This window comes from Micromonospora sp. SD19 (assembly GCF_054462275.1).
Window position 1 is genome coordinate 22,693 of sequence record NZ_JBTLMN010000009.1, and the last position, 20,268, is coordinate 42,960.

At 71.1% G+C, this 20,268-nt stretch carries 17 protein-coding genes; 5 read left to right on the plus strand and 12 right to left on the minus strand.

Annotated elements, in window-relative coordinates:
* Positions 1–23 precede the first annotated feature (23 nt).
* The 8 genes from ACX27O_RS25205 to aroB are packed head-to-tail and all read right to left on the minus strand — an operon-like array spanning position 24 to position 8,316.
* On the minus strand, positions 24–896 hold the full coding sequence (locus tag ACX27O_RS25205) for an aldo/keto reductase (protein WP_377633380.1): 873 nt from the start codon (positions 894–896) through the stop codon (positions 24–26).
* 13 nt (positions 897–909) lie between these two features.
* On the minus strand, positions 910–1,752 hold the full coding sequence (locus ACX27O_RS25210) for a trehalose-phosphatase (protein ID WP_377633379.1): 843 nt from the start codon (positions 1,750–1,752) through the stop codon (positions 910–912).
* Positions 1,749–3,185, minus strand: a complete 1,437-nt coding sequence (locus tag ACX27O_RS25215; protein WP_458940178.1) for a trehalose-6-phosphate synthase — start codon at positions 3,183–3,185, stop codon at positions 1,749–1,751. The genes ACX27O_RS25210 and ACX27O_RS25215 overlap by 4 nt, the downstream gene beginning before the upstream one ends.
* Positions 3,186–3,200: 15 nt before the next feature.
* Positions 3,201–4,283 carry a sugar phosphate nucleotidyltransferase gene (locus ACX27O_RS25220; RefSeq protein WP_377633376.1) on the minus strand — a complete coding sequence of 361 codons (1,083 nt, stop codon included), beginning with the start codon at positions 4,281–4,283 and terminating at the stop codon, positions 3,201–3,203.
* Positions 4,284–4,308: 25 nt separating this feature from the next.
* Positions 4,309–5,280, minus strand: coding sequence for a sugar phosphate isomerase/epimerase family protein (locus ACX27O_RS25225; protein ID WP_377633374.1), 972 nt, complete (start codon positions 5,278–5,280; stop codon positions 4,309–4,311).
* Positions 5,277–6,257: a BadF/BadG/BcrA/BcrD ATPase family protein gene (locus ACX27O_RS25230; RefSeq protein ID WP_377633372.1), complete on the minus strand. Its 981-nt coding sequence runs from the start codon at positions 6,255–6,257 to the stop codon at positions 5,277–5,279. The genes ACX27O_RS25225 and ACX27O_RS25230 overlap by 4 nt, the downstream gene beginning before the upstream one ends.
* Positions 6,254–7,180 (minus strand): SDR family oxidoreductase, encoded by a 927-nt coding sequence (locus tag ACX27O_RS25235; RefSeq protein ID WP_377633370.1) that lies wholly within the window; start codon positions 7,178–7,180, stop codon positions 6,254–6,256. Before ACX27O_RS25235 ends, ACX27O_RS25230 begins: the two co-directional genes overlap by 4 nt.
* Entirely contained in the window at positions 7,177–8,316 is a 1,140-nt protein-coding gene (gene aroB / locus ACX27O_RS25240; protein ID WP_377633368.1) for a 3-dehydroquinate synthase, read from the minus strand. The genes ACX27O_RS25235 and aroB overlap by 4 nt, the downstream gene beginning before the upstream one ends.
* Positions 8,317–8,595: 279 nt before the next feature.
* Between aroB and ACX27O_RS25245 the strand changes: the two genes are divergently transcribed.
* Positions 8,596–10,212 (plus strand): carbamoyltransferase family protein, encoded by a 1,617-nt coding sequence (locus ACX27O_RS25245; protein ID WP_377633366.1) that lies wholly within the window; start codon positions 8,596–8,598, stop codon positions 10,210–10,212.
* A gap of 118 nt (positions 10,213–10,330) precedes the next feature.
* Here the strand turns inward: ACX27O_RS25245 and ACX27O_RS25250 are convergent, their stop codons facing one another.
* Genes ACX27O_RS25250 through ACX27O_RS25260 form a run of 3 tightly spaced genes read right to left on the minus strand, consistent with a single transcriptional unit; the run spans position 10,331 to position 13,849 of the window.
* Complete coding sequence (locus tag ACX27O_RS25250; protein ID WP_377633364.1) at positions 10,331–11,809, minus strand: class I adenylate-forming enzyme family protein; 1,479 nt, start codon at positions 11,807–11,809, stop codon at positions 10,331–10,333.
* Positions 11,806–12,306 carry a phosphopantetheine-binding protein gene (locus ACX27O_RS25255; protein ID WP_377633362.1) on the minus strand — a complete coding sequence of 167 codons (501 nt, stop codon included), beginning with the start codon at positions 12,304–12,306 and terminating at the stop codon, positions 11,806–11,808. The genes ACX27O_RS25250 and ACX27O_RS25255 overlap by 4 nt, the downstream gene beginning before the upstream one ends.
* A 1-nt stretch (position 12,307) precedes the next feature.
* Entirely contained in the window at positions 12,308–13,849 is a 1,542-nt protein-coding gene (locus ACX27O_RS25260) for a phosphopantetheine-binding protein (RefSeq protein WP_377633361.1), read from the minus strand.
* A 301-nt stretch (positions 13,850–14,150) separates the two neighbouring features.
* On the opposite strand from ACX27O_RS25260, the gene ACX27O_RS25265 reads away from it, so the two are divergent.
* Entirely contained in the window at positions 14,151–15,554 is a 1,404-nt protein-coding gene (locus tag ACX27O_RS25265) for a condensation domain-containing protein (protein WP_377633359.1), read from the plus strand.
* A 93-nt stretch (positions 15,555–15,647) separates the two neighbouring features.
* Here ACX27O_RS25265 and ACX27O_RS25270 read toward each other — a convergent pair whose 3' ends face one another.
* On the minus strand, positions 15,648–17,165 hold the full coding sequence (locus ACX27O_RS25270) for an AMP-binding protein (RefSeq protein WP_458940179.1): 1,518 nt from the start codon (positions 17,163–17,165) through the stop codon (positions 15,648–15,650).
* Positions 17,166–17,415: 250 nt separating this feature from the next.
* On the opposite strand from ACX27O_RS25270, the gene ACX27O_RS25275 reads away from it, so the two are divergent.
* From ACX27O_RS25275 to ACX27O_RS25285, 3 genes are read left to right on the plus strand one after another with little or no spacing between them, the layout of a single operon-like run.
* Positions 17,416–18,492, plus strand: a complete 1,077-nt coding sequence (locus ACX27O_RS25275; protein ID WP_377633355.1) for an aminoglycoside phosphotransferase family protein — start codon at positions 17,416–17,418, stop codon at positions 18,490–18,492.
* Positions 18,489–19,304 carry a sugar phosphate nucleotidyltransferase gene (locus ACX27O_RS25280; protein ID WP_377633353.1) on the plus strand — a complete coding sequence of 272 codons (816 nt, stop codon included), beginning with the start codon at positions 18,489–18,491 and terminating at the stop codon, positions 19,302–19,304. Before ACX27O_RS25275 ends, ACX27O_RS25280 begins: the two co-directional genes overlap by 4 nt.
* A complete protein-coding gene (locus ACX27O_RS25285) occupies positions 19,301–20,263 on the plus strand; it encodes a methyltransferase (protein ID WP_377633351.1) in 963 nt (320 codons plus the stop codon). The genes ACX27O_RS25280 and ACX27O_RS25285 overlap by 4 nt, the downstream gene beginning before the upstream one ends.
* Positions 20,264–20,268 lie beyond the last annotated feature (5 nt).

Sequence of the window (20,268 nt, forward strand, 5' to 3'; positions counted from 1 at the left end):
GGCCCGCTGACCGCCGGGATCGATCACGCCGGGGCGACCTTAGTCAGCTCGTTCATCTGCTCGTCGCTGAGCCGCACCGCTGCCGCGCCGCAGTTCTCCGCCAGATGGTCCAGACTGGTCGTGCCCGGGATCGGCACGACCACCGGCGAGCGTTGCAGCAGCCAGGCCAGCGCGACCTGCGACGGCGTCGCTCCGTGCGCCTCGGCCAGCGTGACCAGACCGCCTTCGTCGCGGGCCAGCACGCCCTTGCCGAGAGGGAACCACGGGATGAAGCAGATCGACTCGCGGTCGCAGTAGGTGAGCACCTCCTCCGAGCGGCGCTCGGCCAGGTTGTAGAGGTTCTGTACCGAGGCGATCGGAGTGATGGCCCGGGACGCCTGGATCTCGGCCACGGTCACCTCCGACAGGCCGATGTGGCGGATCTTTCCCTCGTCCCGCAGCGCGGCCAGCTCGCCCAGTTGGTCGGCGAGGGGCACGTGCGGGTCGATGGTGTGCAGCTGATACAGGTCGATGCAGTCCAGTCCGAGCCGGCGTAGGCTCATCTCCACGCACTGGCGCAGGTACTCCGGTCGACCCACCGGCACCCAGACGCCCGGCCCGGGTCGGACCACGCCACCCTTGGTCGCGATGGTCACGTCTCGGTAGGGGTGCAGCGCGCGCCGGATCAGGTCTTCACTGACGTACGGGCCGTAGCAGTCGGCGGTGTCGATGAAGGTGACGCCGAGTTCGACGGCGCGGCGCAGTACGGCTACGGCATTCTCCGGGTTGGCCGGCAGACCCCAGATGCCGGGTCCGGAGAGCCGCATCGCGCCGTAGCCAAGCCGGTTCACCAGCAGGTCGCCGCCGATTGCGAACGTGCCGCTGGCCCGGGCCGGTTGGGTGGTGGAGGTGGTCATCTGATGGATCCCTTCACTGGTGGGACTGGCGGTAGCGGATCGGGCCGGCGCTGTCCGGCGGGCCGGTTGTCGCGGCGAGGTCGAGCAGCCAGGCGCGGCACTTCGCGGGGCTGTCGAGCAGCACATCCGCGAGACGTTCGCTGTCGGGGTGCGCGCCGGGTGTCTGGACGTGCGCGCACCCCGCCAGCGCCAGCGTGCCCCGGCGGGCGAGCGCCCGCGCGGCGCGGAACATCGGCGCGTCGCCGTGGTCGTCGCCGACGACCGTCAAGCGCCGGGGGCGGAACCGGCGGACCAGGTCGAGTACCGCGTCGCCCTTGTCCGGCAGCGATGGTGGCCGGAACTCGGTCCAGCCGCGTCCGCGTACCTCCTGCAGGCCGGCGTCGCGGGCCCGGGCGGTCACGGCGGCGAGCGTGTGGGCCGCCGTGTCGGGCGGGTGTCCCGGATGGTGGATGGTCAGCATGAGCTGCTTGTCCTCCACGTGCATCCCGGCTGGGCAGGACCGTTGGAGGTCGCCGGCGAGGGCCGCGAGGGCGCGGTGCACCGCAGCCGGTACCGGATGTTGCACCGGCGCCCGCGAGTACGGCGTCAGCATCTCGGCGCCGTGCAGTCCCACCACCCAGGTGGATGCGCCGAGCACTCGGCGTGCGCTCAGGGCCCGCCGCCCGGTGACGCAGACAAACGTGACAGCGGGGGCCGTGTCGAGCCGATGGCAGAAGGTGGGCAGCTGGCCGCGCTCGTTCTGCCAGTCGGGTGCGGCCGAGGTCGCGGGGAGCAGGGTGCCGTCAAGGTCGGCGGCGATCAGCAGATCCACCGGCGGGTACCGGAGTAGCGCGCCGGGGCGCTCGGTCGGAGTCACCTCGGCGAGGAGGTCAGCGGACGGTCGAGCAGCCGGAGCTGCCGTCCGGCCCAGACCGGGAGGGCGACGCGTGCGCCGGCTTCTCGCATCCGTGCCGCGCGGGCCGTGCGTTCGGCGGACGGCATGTCGATCGCCTTGTTGATCGCCCCCGCCAAATCGATGAGGTCGAACGGGTTCACCAGCAGGGCGTCCGCGCCGAGTGTCTCGCTCGCGCCGCAGGTCGGCGTGATCACCAGGACCGGGTCGCGTGCGCCGATCACCGAGCACTCGAAGGCGGTCAGGTTCTGACCGTCGATGACCGAGTTGACCAGTACGACGTCTGCCCGGGCCAGGCAGCCCAGCGTCAGCCGCCGGTCGTCGTCGACGAGCAGGCGCACCCGCTCCTCACCGAGGCGGTCGTTGGCCTCGGTGACGGCCCGTACCACCCGGTCGCGGTAGTCGGCGTTGGCGGCGATGCCGAGCCGGTGCGGTTGCAGTCGTACCAGCAGCCGGGCGTCGGTGGACGGCCGCTCGGTCATCGCGTGCGCGAACGCCGCGACCGCTCGGTCCGCGTTCTTGATCGGGTCGGTCCTGCCGGCGTGCACGACCAGCGGACGGTCGCCGGCCCACGTGGCCAGGTCCTCCGGCCACAGCGGCGACAGGCCGGACAGCGCTTCGGCGCTGTAGCTGAGCGGCTCGACCGCGACCCGGATCACTCGTCCGGCGTGCTCGACGGTGCCGGCGACATGGTCGATCCGGGCACCCGGCACCAGCTCCTCGACGCTGCGCAGGAACTGCCGCCGCCAGCGATCGGCGAAGAACGCGACCACGTCCGCCGCTAGCACCCCGGCGAGCAGGTCGTCAACCACGGTGGTGGGCAGCATCGCGAGCCCGTCCGGGTTGGGCCAGGCGATGTGGTGAAAGTAGAGGATTCGGGCGTCGGGGTCGGCGTCGCGCAGCCGCCGCGGTACCAGGCTGAGCTGGTAGTCCTGCACGAGGTAGACAGCGCCGGAACAACCAGCTTGCCGCAGCAGTGCCGCCGCGATGTCCCCGTTGAGCGCGTGCAGGGACTCCCAGGCCAGCCGGCTCCTGGTCTCGAACGTCGGCTCGGTCGCCCCGTTCCACAATCCGTGCATCGAGTGCCAGAGCAGTTCGGTGACGTGCCCGTACCGTTGCGGAGACAGCGTCTCCGGGGCGTGCCGGACCAGGTGCAGGCTGATGTCGCGCCCGCCGGCAGAGCGTACGGTGAGGCCTTCCGGGTGACGGCGGGTCATCTCGATGTCGGCGTCCGTCGCGGCGCTGGCGACGACGGTGACAGCGAAGCCGCTCGCGATGTCGCCGGCGACGCTGCCGGTGCTGCCGTTGAGCCGGGGCACCACCTCGCCGTCGACCAGTTCGTGGGCCACCGGGGCGGCCTTGGCGGCGACGAGCACCGGCGGTTGGTCGAGTTGCATGGACTTGCTCCTCACTCAGAATCCCGCCCGGTCGGCGTCGACACGCTCGCCGTCGAGGACGATGCTGTCCAGCACGGACACCCCGTCGGCGACGGAGCCGCCCGGCAGTACGACGCTGCGGCGGACGATGGCACCGGCGCCGATCCGCACCCCCGGATAGATGACGGACTCCTCGACCGAGCCCTCGTTGCGCAGGTCCGTCGCGTAGAGGCTGTCGCGCAGGCCCGGGCCGGTCGACACGGTCGAACGGACCAGATCCGGCGCCAGGGTGCGGGGCATCCGCTCCGGCAGCATGGTCGGCTCTGGACCGAGTAGCCGCAGGTGGGCCCGGTGATAGCGGTCGACCGTGCCGATGTCCTCCCAGTAGTCCTCGACCGGGTACCCCGCAATTCGCTCACCGGCCGCCAGCATCGCGGGGATGACGTCGCGGCTGAGGTCGTAGCGCCAGTCGGTGGTGCTCAGCTTCGTTAGATACCGGTCGAGCACCGCCTGGTCGAAGAGGCAGAAGGCGCTGAAGACGAGGTTGCTGGTCGGCTGCGCGGGCTTTTCCACGAACGCGGTGAGCCAGCCGTCGGCGTCGAACTCCACCATCCCGAACAGCTTGACGTACTCGGGCAGGATCTCCTGGTAGCCGATGGTCAGGGCGGCACCTGTGGACCGGTGGTGGGTCAGCATCGGCTGGTAGTCGTAGTGGTAGACATGGTCGGCGTGCAGCACCAGCACGTCGCGGTACCGGTCGGTGAAGATGAACTCGGCGTTGGCCAGCAGCGCCTCAGCGGTACCGCGCTCGGGCGGGCGCGGGGCGAGAGCGGTGAGGTCCCGGCCCGATCGGACGTCACGGTCGTGCGGGCCGAGGTGGATGTGCAGCCGGCCCGGCAACTCCCAGGTCGACCGCAGGTAGTCGATCAGACGGTCCTCGTTGAAGTGCGACAGCAGGAGTACCTCGGTCAGGCCGGAGCGCAGTGCGTTGGCGATGCTGAAGTCGATGAGGTGGCACTGTCCTCCGAACGGAACCAGCGGCTTCGGCCGCTGGCCCGTCAGCCGGCCCATCCGCTCGCCCCGACCGCCGGCGAGCAGCACCGCGCGTACGTCGTGCATGCCTGTCACCACGTCCTCCCGCTTGTCACCATGTCCGCCCCTCCGGCGTCCCGGCCGGCAACAGAGAGCCCAGCAGCGCCAGGCTGCGGGCGAGGCTCTGCTCCCTGGGCAGCAGGACGTCCTCGTGCTCCACGTACACCACCCCGGCGAAGCCCTCGTCGAGCAGCGCCGCGACGATGGCCGGCCAGTCGAGCTCTCCGCAGCCGAGCGATCGGAACCGGATCGGCGGCTGTGGGCCGTACCGGCTCCACCCGTTCCCCGGCGGCTGGACGACGTGGCCGGAGCGCTGGAGGTCCTTGGCGTGTACCGAGTACATCCGGCGTCCCCAACCCGTCACGGCGGCGACCGGGTCATGGCCCATCGCGGCCAGGTTCGCCGGGTCGACGCAGAGGTCGATCAGTCCCGCGTCCGGGTGCGCGTTGTACAGCACCGAGGCGCTGCTGATCCGGTCGTAGACGATCTGCCTGGGGTGCGGCTCCAGCAGGATGCGCAGGCCACTGTCGCGCGCGGCTGCCATGATCGGCTCGGCGTGGGTGAAGAACTCGGCGACGTTGTGGTCCCAGCCGCCGGTGTCGCCCGGCCAGGAGAGCCAGTAGGCGAAGTCGGGGCAACCGACCAGCAGCCGGACCGCTGGCGCTCCAACCCGCTCCGCGAGCCGGATCGATCCGAGGGCGCAGGCGACGGCGTGTTCGCGCTTGCGTGCGGGCGTCCCGGTGGCGACCGGATCGGTGTGTCGACCGTGCGGTCCGAGCAGGAGTTGGGCGTCGCGGCTGTTGCTCACGCAGCCGACCCGGGCACCACCCAACGCCGTCGCCACTTCGTCGAGGTAGTCCCGGTCGCGCAAGCAGCGGCGTGGGTCGATCAGCCCCAGCGGCGTGTCGGTCGGCACGTCGAGCCAGAGATCGCCGAGGTCCGTGGTCACCTCCAGCGCGCGGCGCAGGCCGAGGGGGGAGTGGGCGGCGAGGCAGACGCCGAGCTGGACACCGGGCGTGCTCACTGTCGCACCAGGCGGGCGTGCGGGCGTAGCGCGGTCGGCAGGACGAGCCGTCCGTCGGCGCCCACGACGTGCCGCAGCGCGCCGGCCACGGTGGTGACCGTGTCGGTGATGAGTTCCACCCGGTCGACTCCTTCCCTGCTGAGCCGGGCGCGTAGCGCGGCGAAGAACTCGGGGCAGCCGGTCAGCACCCCGCCGACGGCAGCGACCGCGTACCCGGACGGCAGGTCGAGCTGCTCGGCCACGGTGCGAACGCCGAGCACCAGCTCGTCGACGGCGGCCCCGACCAGCCCGGTGGCGACCGCGTCGTCGTCCAGCCACACTCGGCAGACCACCGGGGCGAGCCTGGCCAGGTGCTGCTTCGGGAAAGGCTCGCCGGCCAGCTCCCGGGCCAGCTCGGTGACCCGGCAACCGGCCCGGGTCTCGAACGCGGCCACCAGATCGGTGGCCGGTCCACGGCCGTCGGCCGCGCGGACCGCGGCGCGCAGTCCGCGCCAGCCGAGGTCGCAGGCGCTGCCCTCGTCGCTGCCGAGGTACTCACAACCACCGACCCGCAGGATGCGACCGTCGTCGTGCGCCCCGAGGAAGCCCGAGCCGGTGCCGCAGACCACTGCGACGCCGGTACCGCCCAGAGTCGGCGGCCCCCACAGCATCGGCACGATGTCGTTGGAGAGCACCAGGTCGAGGTTGACCTGGTGGTGTGCGGCGGCGCGCCCGACGCGGACGGACTCGCTGCGGAGGCTGTGCTCGTCGGCTGCCGCGCTGGCCAGCCAGCCCACACCGGGATCGGTGCCGATCCAGTCACGCACGTCGGTGAGGATCCGGGCCAGTACGGCGTCGGCCCCGTCCGCCGAAACGGCGGCGCGGTTGATGGTCGGGTACTCGGCGATCCGGTGCGGGCCGTCCACCGGCTCGACCCGTACCCGGGTTCGGCTCCCGCCCGCGTCGATGGCGAACCGGGCGGCGGCGGGGGCGATCACGTTGCCGCCGCCTCGGCGGGTGCCGACACCATGCGTCGTAGCCCTGCGGCTGGCCTCGCGGGCGGCCAGTGCCCGGGTAACAGGGCGCCGTAGTCGGTGCAGGCGAGGCTTGAGTAGCGGGGCCGGGACGCCCAGGGGGTGTCGCGGCGCAGGCAGGACAGGACCAGCTCGGGATCGGCGCCGGCGGCGGCGTAGGACAGCCGGGCGAACTCGTACCGGCTCAGCTCCTGGGGCCCGGCTAGGTGCTCCACCGTTCCGGCCTCTGATCTGGCATTCGCTGGTGCCGTGATGCGGGCCGCGACGACGCGGGCGACGTCGTCGATGTGGATCGGCGTGAACGACTGGTCGACGGGGGCCGGGAACGAGGCACCAGCCGCCGCAGCGGCGAGGCAGCGCTGAGCGTACGTCGGCCGGTACGCGGCGCCGGCGTCTCCGTAGACGAGACTGACTCTCAGCACGGCGCCCCCGCTGCCCAGCACCACCCGTTCGGCCTCGGCCTTCAGCCGGCCGTACGCGTTGCGCGGCGCCACCGGGTCGGTGGGCCGCATCAGGCCACGCTCCCCGGAGAAGACGTTGTCGGTGGAGATGAGCAGGGTCGGTACGCCGGAGTCGGCGGCGAGCCGGGCCACCCCGCAGTGGATCCGGGCGGCCCGCTCCTCGTTCTCCTCCATCCAGCTCACGTCGCTCGGTCCGTGGGTGAGGACGATCCGGTCCGGCCCGATCCGCTCGAGGTCGGCGCGGAGCGCGGCCCGGCCCCCCGGCAGGTCGAGGTCGTGCCGCAGGTGAGCGCCGGTCGACTGGGGAAGACCGGGAACGTCGGCCCGCGCCGAGCGGGCGACCGTCACCGGGGCCTGTCCCCGTCTGCTCAGCTCGTCACGGACCGCACCGCCGATCAGGCCTTGTCCGACGATGAGGGTGATCATAGTCGGGACCCGGCGAACTCGCCCAGCGCGATGTGGATCTCCCGGTCGGCCACGTCGTCGGCGATGACGACCTTGCCCAGTGCGGTCGGCAGCACGAACCGCAGGCTGCCGTCCCGGATCTTGCGAATCTGGCCCAGCGCCGCGACCACGGCCGCCGGGTCGACCTCGACGGCGAGCTCCGCCAGGCTGGTGGGGAGCTCGATCCGGGCCAGCAGGTCGACGAAGCGCCGCAGAGTCTCCCGGTCGAGCAGCCCGCGGCGCTCTGCGATATGCGCCGCAGTGACGATGCCGAAGGCGACGGCCTCGCCATGCAGCACCGGACCGTAGCCGGTGACGGTCTCCAAGGCGTGCCCGACGGTGTGCCCCAGGTTGAGAGGGCGAGCGAGGTCCAACTCGTACGGGTCGCGCTCAATAAGACGGCACTTGACCGCGCTGGCGCCATGGACGAGCCGGCGCAAGATGTCCGGGTCGCGCGCCAGGATCTGCTCCCGTTCGTTCTCGATCAGCTCGAAGAGATCGGGCGAGGCGATGATGCCCTTCTTGACCGCTTCCGCCAAGCCGGCACGGAGGTGCCGGTCGTCCAGGGTGTCCAGATAGCCGATGTTGGTTACGACCGCTTTCGGCTGGTAGAAGCCCCCGATCAGGTTCTTGGCGCTGTCGTGGTCGACGGCGACCTTGCCACCGAGCGCGGCGTCGACGTCGGCCAGCAGGGTGGTCGGCACATTGATGTAGGGGACTCCGCGCATGTACGCGCTGGCCACCCACCCGACGGTGTCGATCACCACGCCGCCGCCCACGGCCACCACGACGTCGCGGCGCCGAACCTCGCTGGCGGCCAACCAGTCGAACAGCCCGATGGCGGTGGCCATGCTCTTGTTGCCCTCGCCGGGTGGAAAGGATGTCATCGACACGGAGACCCCACGGGCCGCGAGCGTGTCGGCCAACCGCTGGCCATGCCGGGCGGCAACAGTTTCGTCGGTGATAATCGCCGCGCGTCGACCAGCCAGTTCGTGGAGGAGGCGCTCAATGGTTTCCGACTCGGAGCGAACGATGTGCACCGGATACCAGTCGGACCGGATGGCCGTACTCAATAGCGTTCCGGCGTCCGCATCCGGAATGGCGAGGCGATCGGACACGAAGTGGTATCCACGTGCTCGATCTGCCATTCGTGAGCCCCCCGTACATACGCAGAGTAAATGCGAAAGCGGTGCGGTCCGAATCGTCGCCGTCAGCGGTGGAGCGGGCGGCATCGCGGTTGGTCCGCGTTCGTCATGCCATGGTTTCCAGCGCCCTCCGACATGTCAATGCTTTGATTAGAGCCGCTTCCCGACTGGCCGGGAAGGCGCTGATACTTGCCCGTGCGATTGGCCGGCCTGAATCGGCCTGTTGCTCGATCCCCGGCCGCTGGAGGAAACGTGAGTGTGGACGAGCCCTGTGTCGTCGGCATCAACTTCGGTCATGACGGTGGAGCAGCCCTGCTCACCCCCACCCGCATGGTCGCGATCGGCGAGGAACGGCTGAACCGGAGCCGGTACTCGCCGGGCTGGCAGGCCTCACTGCTCTACTGCCTCCGCGCCGCCGGGATGCGGCTGTCCGACGTGGACCTCGTGGTGGCGAGCAACTACGGCCAGCAGATCACGGTCGCCGAGACGGGGCTGTCACACCTCGGCGTCCCGGACGACCGGGTACGCGTCGTCGATCACCACCTGTCGCATGCCTACACGGCCTTCTGCCTGAGTGAATTCACCCACGCCACGGTCATCGTCACCGACGGCGGCGGCAACAACACGGACACGGAGACGTACTACGCGGGCACCCCGGACGGGCTCGTCCGGCTGGGCGGGAACGACCCGGAACGCCCCCGGGCCGGCGCGATCGGCGCCACCTACGAGGCCTTCACCGAATACCTGGGCTGGAACTTCCAGGAGGCGGGCAAGACCATGGCCCTCGCGTCGTTCGGGGACCCGACGACCTTCGCCAACGTGCTCTTCGACGTACAGGACGGGCGGGTGACCGGCCGGCTCGACCAGACGCACGCGCGTGGCGTCGTGGCGTACGCCCGCCGGCACGGGTTGGACTTCGGCCCGCTCGGCTCGCTCGGCGCTGACCAGCGGGGTATCGAGGCCGCCGCGTTCCTACAGGCGGAGGTCGAGCGAGCCCTCTGCGCGCTGGTCCTGCAGAACGTCGCCGAGGTCGGGTACGACAACGTCTGCCTGGCCGGCGGGGTGGCGCTGAACTGCGTGGCCAACGACCGCATCCGCCGCCTGCCCGGCGTCGCCGATCTGTTCGTACCGCCGGCCGCCTCCGACCGTGGCCAGGCGTTGGGCAACGCCCTGTACGGCATGCAGCAGCTCACAGGGGAGATGCCCCGGCCGGTGTTCCGATCCGATTCGCTCGGCCGCGCCTACAGCACCGCCGAGATCGAACTGACCCTGCAGCGGGATCCTCGGTCCGGCCTCGTCGAGCGGCGTTTCGCGCCGTTCAGCTACCGGCGCGAGAGCGACATCGCGGCCTGCGCCGCCCAACTCATCGCCGACGGGAAGCTGATCGGTTGGTTCACCGGGGGCAGCGAACTGGGCCCGCGGGCCCTCGGGTACCGCTCGATGCTGGCCGACCCGCGGACCGTCGAGAGCCGCGACGCGCTGAACAACCGGATCAAGCATCGCGAGCCGTTCCGGCCGTTCGCCCCGGCGGTGCTCGTCGATCGCGCGACAGACTGGTTCGAGCTGGACGGGCCGTCGCCGTTCATGCTGCTGGCGCCGGTCGTCCGCCCGGAGCGCCGGGACGCGATTCCGGGCGTCGTGCACGTCGACGGCACCGCGCGGGTGCAGACCGTCGACCCGGCTGTCGCGCCGCAGTTCGGCGCGCTCATCGAGCACTTCGAGAAGATCACCGGAGTGCCGGTCGTGCTCAACACGTCGTTCAACGACCGGGAACCGATCGTCGAGACCCCGGCCGATGCCCTGGCGACGTTCCAGGACAGTGACCTCGACGCGCTCTGCCTCGGCGACTACCTGGTGGAGAAGGTATGAGACACGCCCCCCGCGGGGGGTGTACACGCCTGGCCGCCGCCACAGTCCGCAACGCGGGCCAGTGGTGTTCAACTGCGGCACGGCCGCAGTTGAACACCGGCGTTCCCGGCGTGCGCGCTCACCGGTAGCGGAAGCGCTGGATCTTCCCAGCGTGCGACCGCTCGAACTTCGGGATCACCTCGATCGAGGCCGGCACCTTGTGTGGAGCGAGCAGCCCCACGCAGTGCTCGCGCAACTCGGCGGTGCCCGGCACGGTGTCGGCGTCAGCCGGCACGACCAACGCGTGCACCCGCTGCCCCAGCAGCCGGTCCGGCCGGCCCACCACCAGCGCCTCGCCGACCGCCGGGTGCGCGGTGAGGGTCTGCTCGACCTCGCGGGCACTGACATTGGCGCCGCCGACGATGATGACGTCGTCGACCCGGTCGACGAGGAAGAGGTAGCCGTCCTCGTCGAGGTACCCGAGGTCGCCGACGCTGAAGTAGCCGCCCGGCCGACCCCGCAGATGTCCAGTCTGGGCTGCGGAGAGTCGACGGGTGACGGCGGTACGGAGGTAGACCTCGCCGACCTGGCCGGGGGGTAGGGCGAGGCCTTTCTCGTCGAGGATCCGCACCTGCGTCATGTAGGGCCGCCCCACTGTGCCTGGACGCTCCAACCAGTCGGTACCCCGGCTGACCACGGCGCCGACCATCTGGGTGCTGGCGTACAACTCGTACACCCGGTCGGCGCCGATTCCGTCCAGCCATGCCCGCTTCACCGTCGCCGGGCACGGCGCGGCGGTGTGCAGGACACCGACCAGCCGTGCACCGAAGGTGCGCAGGAACGCCGGATCGGCGCCGATGACCGCCATCTGGTGCGGGGTGAGCTGGCACCACGTCGGAGGCACCCGGCGTACCGCGTCCCGCACGGCCCCCGGCGCGAACCGGTCGACCACCACCACATGGTTGCCGTACACCAGGCCGGTGAGCGCGCAGGTGAAGGGGGCCGCGTGCGACAGCGGGCCGAGCACCAGGTGGTCCGCGTCGGGCCGCCAACCCACGGCGGCCAGCAGCGTCGACTGACCGGAGAGCTGCTCGGCGGGGAGACCCGCAACGGGCACCAGGCGGGGCAGGCTGGTGCTACCGCCCGACGGCAGGTACCAGGCGACCGCAGGCTCGGCCGTAGCGACGGCCACGGTCGCCGCCGTGCGGCCCGTCGTCGACGTGCCCATGCTTCCCACCGGGGTGGCCAACACCGACTCGGTGAAGGTGAAAATCTCCTCCGGGGGCCGGCCGACGCTGCTGAAAAGCCGCACCAGCTCCGGTGCCGTGCTCTCCGGCGGGACGACCAGCGGCGTGCGCCCCGCCCACCAGGAGGCGAGCACCGCCACGAAGAACCCGGTGCTGTTGGGGAGCGCCACCACCGTGTACGGGGCCGGTGACTCGGCCAGGAGCCGGGTGGCTTGCGCCTCGGCGAGCGCGACCAGCTCGGCACGGGTCAACGAGGACCATCGTCCGTCGGCGCCACGGGCGGAGACGGCGGGCCGGTCCGGCGCGGTTCGCGCCAGCTCCCGCATCCGCCGGTACGTCGGCAGCGGCCCCCGGGGGAGCGCCGAGGTCATCGAGCCGTCCCGCCCTCGGCCTGCGCGGTCAGTTGTCGGACGGTCCCGAGCTGGTACAGGTCGGCGGCGAAGACGCTGATGCCGCACTCCTGTTCCATCCGTTCGGCAATCGCCACCGCCGCGAACGAGTCGCCACCGAGGTCGAGGAAATCGTCCTCGACGCCGACCCGGGACACCCCGAGCCCGTCGGCCCAGATCGCTGCGACCGCCTCCTCAAGCGGTGACGTGGGAGCCGCGTACCGGTGTTGCTCGACCTCGACGTCCCGCCAATCGTTGCCGGGCACACCGTCGCTGTCGCGGGGAACGCGGTCGACGATGACGACGGTGTCCGGCGCCTCGTCCGGATCCGCCGTCCGGTCCACAAGCAGCCGGACGTCCAGGGCGGTCAGCCGACCGGCGGCGGCCACCAGCAGCACTCTGCCGTCCTGGACGAGCGCATGATCCAGGAGATCCCCGTCGACTGTGAGGGCATCGCGGAGCTGTGCCTGCTTGCCCATGTCACCTGCCTCCGTCCGAGAGTTCACCGCGGTGGGTCCGCGTCAGCCCGTCCACGATCCGCGCCACCGGTTGGTTGCGCCGGGTCAGGAAGGATTCCGCGAGCGTGGTCAGCTCGCCCAGCAGCCGTTCGGTCGCCTCGCCGTCGCAGTGCCCCGCATCGTGCCAGAGCACCAGTTCCAGGTTGCCGTCGTCGTCGAGGGTGCCCTCCAGCGACAGCGGCACGTCGAGGTGTCCGGGCTGTTTCGCGCGGATCCTCCAGTCACCTCGGGCTCCGCCCAGCTGGATCGTCCCGGCGATCCCGGTGCGCAGGCTCACCAGCGCCAAGGGGGCGCCGGCCGCTGGGCTGCCGGTTGTGGTGTCCGGCCGTGGCTGGTGCGAGCCGTACGGGGCCGAGGCGGACGGGGCGACGTCGTCACGGGCGCGTCGGACAGCGCGCAGCGCCTCGGTGACCGGCGCCGTGCCGTCTGGTACGAGCGTGAGGACCGCGCGGGTGTGTACGGGCCCGACCAGCTCGCGGGTCCGGGGGTCGTCGCGGTTGGCGAGCGGAACGCAGATGCGCACCGGACCACCGGACGCGTCGGACTGCCCGAGCGTCAGCCCGAGGACCAGGGTGAGGACGTCGTCGAGGCCGACGGCGCACTGCTCCGCCATCCGGGACAGCGCGACCACCAGACCGGCGGGCCAACGAGTCCGGGACGCGAGCCAGGCCGCCGGCCGTGCCGCCGCCGGCACGGCCTGCTCGGTGGGGTACGTCGCGCGCTGCCAGGCCGCCCAGTCGTAGAAGCCGGGCGAGGCCACCGACAGCGCCGTCGCTCCGCTGTTGTAGGCGCGGGCCAGGTCGGCCAGCAGGATCGGCACCGAACCCTCGTCCGCCACCAGCCGGTCCAGCCACAACGACAGCTCCGTGTGCCGGTCCGTCAGGTCCAGTCGGGCTCGCCAGAGCGCACCCGGGCTCACCGTGCCGTTCGTCGTCGTGTCGGTTGCCGTCCGGTCGTGGACGGCGTCGAGCAGCGTCGGGGGCTCGTCGCGCAGGGCCAGTTCGCCGGCCGGGCCGAGGACCGAACGCAGCGCCTCGTGGCGGGCCGCGACCGCCCGCAGCGCGCCGCGCAGCCGCTCCTCGTCCAGCCGTCCGGTGACCCGCACGTCGACCTCGATCGTGGTACCGCGTGGGCCCGGGCCGGTCCAGGGGCCGTCCGAACGAAGGCGGGCGAGCTGTTCCCAGCTTCCCCGCAGAGGCCCCGCCGGCCGGGCCGGTAGCACGGCCCGGATGTCTCCGGCGCGTTCCGCCGTCAGCTGCGCGTACACCTCGGCGAGGTCCTCCGCGAGGAACAGGTCGGACGGATCGAGCGCGACACCCCAGCGGGCCTGGATCTCGGCGGCGAGGGCCGTGATGGTCAGTGAGTCGGCGCCCAGCTCGAAGAGGTTCGAATCGAGTGTCGGCTCGCGTGTGGTGGCGGGCAGGAGAATCGCGCACAACTCCAGGAGGGCGGCCGCCGATGGCGACTCACCCGCCGGGAGCTCGGCGTCCAGTTCGACGTTCATAGATCCCATGTGTACGCGTGCACTCCTCTCGACCTGCGCTGGCCGCCCCGACCACGCCGGCTCGCATGCTGCGCTGGCCGGCGCGCTGTCCGGTATGGCAGGAGAACCCCGCGCCGTCGCGGTCGTCAGTGCCGCGACCAGCCTGCTTGCGCGCGACATGGTCTACTGCCGGAACACGCTCGAAGTGTGTCGGTGGCGCGAGCCCTTATGCAAGGCACTCGTTCTTCGCATGATTGGTTCAGCAATCGCCGTGGCCGTGCCGGCGGTCCATGCGACATGCGATTCCACGGGGGGTGCGATCTTGCAATCCGTCCATCGTTTCGAGCTGCCGGTCACCGGCGGGCGTCGTGCACACGCCCCGTTGACGTGGGGGCAGATCGCCATGTGGGACGTGCTGGCCTGGCTACCTCCGGGTGACGCGAGCACCAATCTGGTGCTGCACTGCGAAGTGCCGCCCGGAACGACGTCGTCGCAGGCCGGCGCCGCCATTGCCGCGCTCGTCGTGCGGCACGAGTCGCTGCGTTCGCGGTACCTCGACCTCGACGGCGAGCTCATCCAGCGGGTGGTCGACGAGTGCACGGTACCGGTCGAGGTCTTCGATGCCGGCTCGGCCACGACGGCGGGTGCCGCAACGGTGGTGGCCAACCAGATGCGCGTCGTCGCCTTCGACGCAGCCGCCGATGGACCCCTGCGCCTCGGCATGATCACCCGTGCGGGCGTACCGGTCTGGCTGGTCCTCGTCCTCAACCACCTCGCGGTCGACGGGTGGAGTTTGCGCATCCTCAAGGAGGACCTCACCGCTCTGCTGCGCGGCGGTCCGTCCCGCCTGCGCCCGGCCGGCACCCAGCCGGTGGAGCGGGCGGTCTGGGAGCGATCCGAGGCGGGCCGGCAGCGTAACCGGCAGTCGCTCGACTTCTGGCGCTGTCACCTCGAACGCCTCCCACCGGCGGTGCTCGGCAGCGACACCGGCACGTCAGGCGCCAACCTGGAGTGGTCGGAGCTGCGGTCCACCGCGCTGACCACCGCCGCAACCGGCCTCGGCCGGAAGCACCGGCTCAGTCCGGCCCTCGTGGTGCACGCGGGCCTGCTCCTGGTGATCGGCGCGTACCTGGGGGAGCGGCACGTGGCGACGCGGATGATCGTGGCCACCCGCTTCGCCGCCGAGCAGCGCCGCCTGGTCGGCGCCTTCAACCAGAACGCGCTCCTCTGCCTCACAGTGGCCGACGAGCCGTTCTCGAGGTACCTGCTGCGGACGGCGGAGGCGGAGCTGCTGGCGTACCGCCACAGTGAGTGCGACCCCAGGGCGCTCGACGCCCTGGTGTCCGAGGTCAGTGCGGCTCGTGTGATCCCCATCAACGGCTCCTGCTTTTTTAACGACGTCCGGGAGGACGTGGGGGGCCGGCAGGGCGAGGGTCGCGCGACGCCCGAGCCCACGGCCGAGTTGCTGGCCGAGCAACTGGGGGCGTCCAGGATCAACCGCCTGGCTACGGATCACCCAGCCATGAACGCCCGGCTCTTCTTCTACCTGCACGTCCTGGCACCGAGGGCGTTCTGTTCCGTCGGTGTCGACCCTGGCTTCGCTCCAGGACGAAACTCGGCAGACCTCCTCGCCGACCTGGAGTGGCTGCTGCTGGAGGCCTGCCGCGCCGATGACTCGGCCGAAGCGCTGTGGCGGGCGCTGGCCGGCGCGCGGACGGCTATCTGATCTGCCGCTGATCCGGTCGCGCCGGCCGCCGTGCTTGGCACGCGGGACGTGTTCAACCGCGGACGGTCGCCACTTGAACACGTCGGCGCTCGCTCAGGTATTGACCGGTACTCCGTCCAGGGCTGCGAGGGCCGCGTAGTCGACCTTGTTCGTGCTGGTGGTGGGCACCCGGTCGAGCACCCGGACCGTCACGTGCGAGAACGGTACGCCCAGGGCGCGGCAGGCGCGGTTCAGTGCGGACCGGAGTGTGGCGGGCGGATCACCGGCGTGGAAGACCACCAACCGCTCGTCCCTGGCGATGATGGCCACCCGAGCGTCGGCGGCGAGACTCTCCTCCAGTTCGTCGAGGTTGATCCGCCGTCCCCCGGTCTTCGCGATGCGCTTGATCCGTCCGGTCAGCTCCAGGTAGCCGTCGCGCAGGCGACCGACATCCCCGGTCGGTAGGACGCCCCGCAGGTTGTCCCCGTCGGCCAGGTGGGCCCGGTCGGCGGCGTAGCCCATCATCACGTTGGGACCGGCGTAGAGCACCTCGCCCACGTCAATCGTCGCGTTCGGACCCAGCGGCCTGATCTCGAAGCGGCCGTCGGGAATCGCCCGCCCGGCCGAACCGATCCCGGCCGGATCATCGACAACGTCGACGCAGGACATCCTGGCGGTGGCCTCGGTCTGGCCGTACATGACGAAGAACCGGGCACCCCGCTCACGGGCCAGGTCGGCGTACCAGCGGACCAGGTCGGGGCGGAGGCGACCGCCGGCCTGGGTCAGCGTCCGCAGGGTCGCCGGCCAGACACGGGGCAGTGGACCGCGTAGCCCCTCGTAGGTCAGTGGCACACCCGCGAACGCCGTCACCTCCCGGTCGGCGCAGGTACGCCAGAAGTCGCTGCCGATCGGGTTGTCTCCGGTGAGGACGATCGACGCGCCGGCGTACAGGTGGCTGTGCAGTACCGAGAGCCCGTAGCTGTAGTGCAGTGGCAGGCTGGTGACTGCTCGATCGGCGGCCGTGATGCCCAGCGCCTGCCGGATGCTGGCCGCGTTGCGGTGCACGTTTCTCCTGGAGAGGCGTACACCCTGTGGTCTGCCGGTGGTGCCCGAGGTCAGCAGCACGAGCGCGAGATCGGGGTGGAGCGGGCCCGCGTCCAGGCGTCTGCGCGCGTAGACGAGGAGTGACCCGTGCGGCGTGCCCGGATGGTAGCCGTCCGGAACATCCGGCCAGCCCGCCGCGCCCGACGCTCGGACGAGCACCTCAGGGCGGAACGCGTGCAGCAGACGGTCCAGCGCCGCGGCGTCGAGGTCGGGGCTGACCAGTACGACGGGATGCCCATGCCGAAACGCGCTGAGATAGGCCAGCACGACGTCGACGGTCGGGGTGGCTCCCAACAGCACCACTGACCGATCCGCCGTGCCGTGGGGCAGCCAGGCGGGCTCGCGGGCGGTGGCCGCAGCCAGCTCGCCGTAGGCCACGACCCGGCCGTCGGAGGTGACCAGGGCGGGCGCGTCACTGGCGCCGCCCGTCAGGAAGGTCGCGTCCTGTTGATCGGCTCGCCAGTCACGATCCGGTCGGGGCACGCCGCCGGTCACGTCGATGGGGGGATCCTGTCGCGTCACATCCATCACCACACCAATACGGCAAAACCCGGTCGCCGTTAAGAGCCAACGCCCCCAGTTCGACCTGCCCAGGCCGGATCCGACGCCGTCGAAGCCGAGCATGACCCGGACCGGACAGGGTGATATGGCCGGTTGTCCGCTGAGCGGAAGTGCTCAGTTCCGGATCCTTGAGCGGCAATCCGTGCCGCTCCTAGGCTCGAATCCCGAGAGGCGGTGGGCGTATGAACCACAGGCCCCTGATCACAGGAGTCGGCGGATGACCCTGGAGTCCTTCGCCCTTGCCAGTGGTTCCGGAGCCACCCTGACCATCGACGGCGCGACGGTCTGCAAGAGTGCGCCGTCCGGTCAGCTGGACAAGTTGGTGGCAGAAGGAGCCTGGCTTCAGTGGGCTGCCGCGGCCGGCGGTCCGTCGGTTGGCCGTCATCTGCCGGCCGTGGTGGCCGCACCCGACGACGCAACCCGTACGCTGGTGCTGCGGCGGGTGCCGGGTGTGGACGCCCGCCGAATGGTCATCGAAAACGCGGACCCGGTCTGCCTGGAGCTGATTACCGAAGCCGTCCTCTTCGGCTTCGAGAAGCTCTGCGCGATCGGCGGCCGGCAGCCGCCCTGGGACACGGGCGCCTGGTGTGCGGCGCACCTGGTCTCTAGCCTGAGCACGGCGCGGGAGATCCATCCGATGATCGATGCCGTCCTCGCGGCGCGGCACGTGTCGATCGACAGGGTGAACCTGCCCAATCCACTGCGGGACGGCGCCGCCACGGTGACGGAGTTGCTGGCCGGGTGTCAGCCTTCGTGGACTCAGGTCCTCCACGGGGACCTGCATCTGGGCAACATTCTCGTCGACCGGGGCGGACGGACCTTCTACCTCGTCGACCCACGGGGCGGCTGGGGAGCACAACGCACCTTCGACCCCGCCTACGACATTGCCAAGCTGCTGCACGAATCGTGCTACGTGGCCTTCCGCCAGTCCCTCGCCGACGTACGAATCGTGGCGAGCCCGGCCCGCGTGGCGTTCGTCGGCAGCGCCGGCCGCGACGACGGCGACCCGCTGCGCTCGCTCGTGGACTGCAACGCCCGACTCGCGCAGATGGTCTGCCGCCGCTTCCTGGGCGCTGACCCGCAGTTGGCCAGCCGGGCCACCCTCATGACCGGGGTCCTACTGCTGTCGGTCCTGCGCCTGCCGCACACCCGTCGGCAGGCGTGGCAGGTGCTGCTGGCGTACGGACTGCGCTGGCTGGTGGCCGGCGTGCGTACCCTTCGCGACGGATACGACTTGCAGCGCTGCGTCCGGCTGTGGCGTGGGCTGTTCACGGCGGGGCCCTCACCGACATGACGGCCCCCGACGTTCTGATCACGGCAGCGGGCAGGGGAAGCCGCCTGACCGGCGTGGCACCCATGATCCCGAAGACCCTGCTGCCCATCTCCACTGGCCGGTCAGGCTGGCCGGAGAGCGCCCTGGCCCGACTCACCCGCCAGTTCACCGCCAGTGGCGCGGCACGGATCTGGGTCGCCGTCAACGAGCATCCGTGGTTCACCGCACTACCGGCACATGATGGTCTGCAAACCTTCCGCTCAAGGCCGCTGGGCGAGTGGGCAGCGGTGGCCGACTGCCTGAGCCTCCGAGCGTCGGACGGCCCCCTCGTCGTGGTGTCCGGCGACAACGCCTTCTCCGACACGGACGTCGAATGGTTCGTCGACGCGCTGGCCGCAGAACCGGCCGCGTGCCGGGTCGCCTGCGCCGACGTCCAGTCCACCGCCACGCTGACCAGACTCGAACTGGACGGCGGTCACGTCGTCGGGTTGCACGAGAAACCACCGGAGGGCGGCGCCGGCGTGGCCAAGGCCGGGCTCTACTACTTCAGCGCCCGCGCTCTCGACTGGGCGGCTGGTTGGGCGCCCCGGCTGGACCGGTTCGGTGAGCAATCCATGACCGAGATGCTGCGTGCCCTGCTGAGCAGCGACTTCGAACTCCTGGGTTACCGGCTCAAGGAGGGCTTCCATGACATCGGTACGCCCGACGGTCTCGCCGGCGCGATCCGGCACCTCGCCGGGAGCGTCGAACCTCGTTCGGTCGCCATCGCGCACGGTCCCGGGGGCCCGTGGCCGACCGACGCTCACCCCAGGGGAAGGAGGGACGCCCGATGAACCGGGTCGCCGAACTCCTCGCAAGCCGGAAGATCCTCAGCGCCATCGAGGCGGCGATCGACGCCGGGGTGCACACGGAGATAGCCGCGCGCCCGGCCCCAACGGCGGTGTTGGCCGCGCGTCTCGGCCTGGACCCGGGACCGCTCGAAGCCCTGCTGCGGGTGCTGCTGTGGAACGACATCCTCACGCAGGACAACGGGGACTGGAGACTCGCGCCGCCGTACGACGGCCTGCTCGGGGAACATCCGAGCAAAAGCATGTTGCCGCTGCTGCGCATCGAGAGCTGGGCACACGACAGCCATATCAACGAACGGGGCATCCAGGCTGCCCTGCGCCGTGAGCAGCGGCCCACCGAAATACCGGACGACATGGTCGAAAGCCTGGCGGCCGCGATGCTCGTGGGCTCGCGAAGTTCGGCACCGTATCTTGCCCGGCTTCCCGAGCTCAGATCCTGCCGATTGCTGGCCGACATCGCCGGCGGCAGCGGCGGCTACGCGCTGACGCTGACGCGGATACACCCAGAGCTTTCAGTCGTCGTCTATGACCGGCCGGCGATGTTGCGGCACGCCGAGAAGGTCGTCGCCGAGGCGAACGCTCACGGGCGGATCCGCCTGGTGTCGTGGGATCTGCACACCGACCGCGTACCCGAACACGACAGCGCGCTCGTCTCCCACGTCCTGCACCTGCTGCCCCGGACCCAGCGCGTGGATTTGCTGCGACGCATCGCCGCCGGGCTGCCCCGGAGCGGCCTACTGCTCGTACACGACTTCATCTACGACGATCCGGGACCCGGCACCGCGCTCGCCGCGTCCGCGGTCGACTGGCTCGCCGCGGGCTCCGGATTCGCGCTGACCACCGACGAGCTGCGGACGGAGCTGTCCGAAGCCGGCTTCACGGTTGACCGGACAGCGGGCCTACCGCTCGCCGGCACCACCCTGGCCATTGCTCGGCGGAGATGAGGAGG

Excerpts from the sequence above, each read along its gene's own strand:
- ACX27O_RS25270 (WP_458940179.1), bottom strand. The coding sequence starts at position 17,165 with ATGGATGTGACGCGACAGGATCCCCCCATCGACGTGACCGGCGGCGTG.
- ACX27O_RS25250 (WP_377633364.1), bottom strand. The coding sequence starts at position 11,809 with ATGACCTCGGCGCTCCCCCGGGGGCCGCTGCCGACGTACCGGCGGATG.
- ACX27O_RS25260 (WP_377633361.1), bottom strand. The coding sequence starts at position 13,849 with ATGAACGTCGAACTGGACGCCGAGCTCCCGGCGGGTGAGTCGCCATCG.
- ACX27O_RS25235 (WP_377633370.1), bottom strand. The coding sequence starts at position 7,180 with ATGATCACCCTCATCGTCGGACAAGGCCTGATCGGCGGTGCGGTCCGT.
- ACX27O_RS25255 (WP_377633362.1), bottom strand. The coding sequence starts at position 12,306 with ATGGGCAAGCAGGCACAGCTCCGCGATGCCCTCACAGTCGACGGGGAT.
- ACX27O_RS25205 (WP_377633380.1), bottom strand. The coding sequence starts at position 896 with ATGACCACCTCCACCACCCAACCGGCCCGGGCCAGCGGCACGTTCGCA.
- ACX27O_RS25215 (WP_458940178.1), bottom strand. The coding sequence starts at position 3,185 with ATGCAACTCGACCAACCGCCGGTGCTCGTCGCCGCCAAGGCCGCCCCG.
- ACX27O_RS25280 (WP_377633353.1), top strand. The coding sequence starts at position 18,489 with ATGACGGCCCCCGACGTTCTGATCACGGCAGCGGGCAGGGGAAGCCGC.
- ACX27O_RS25275 (WP_377633355.1), top strand. The coding sequence starts at position 17,416 with ATGACCCTGGAGTCCTTCGCCCTTGCCAGTGGTTCCGGAGCCACCCTG.
- ACX27O_RS25220 (WP_377633376.1), bottom strand. The coding sequence starts at position 4,283 with ATGCACGACGTACGCGCGGTGCTGCTCGCCGGCGGTCGGGGCGAGCGG.
- ACX27O_RS25285 (WP_377633351.1), top strand. The coding sequence starts at position 19,301 with ATGAACCGGGTCGCCGAACTCCTCGCAAGCCGGAAGATCCTCAGCGCC.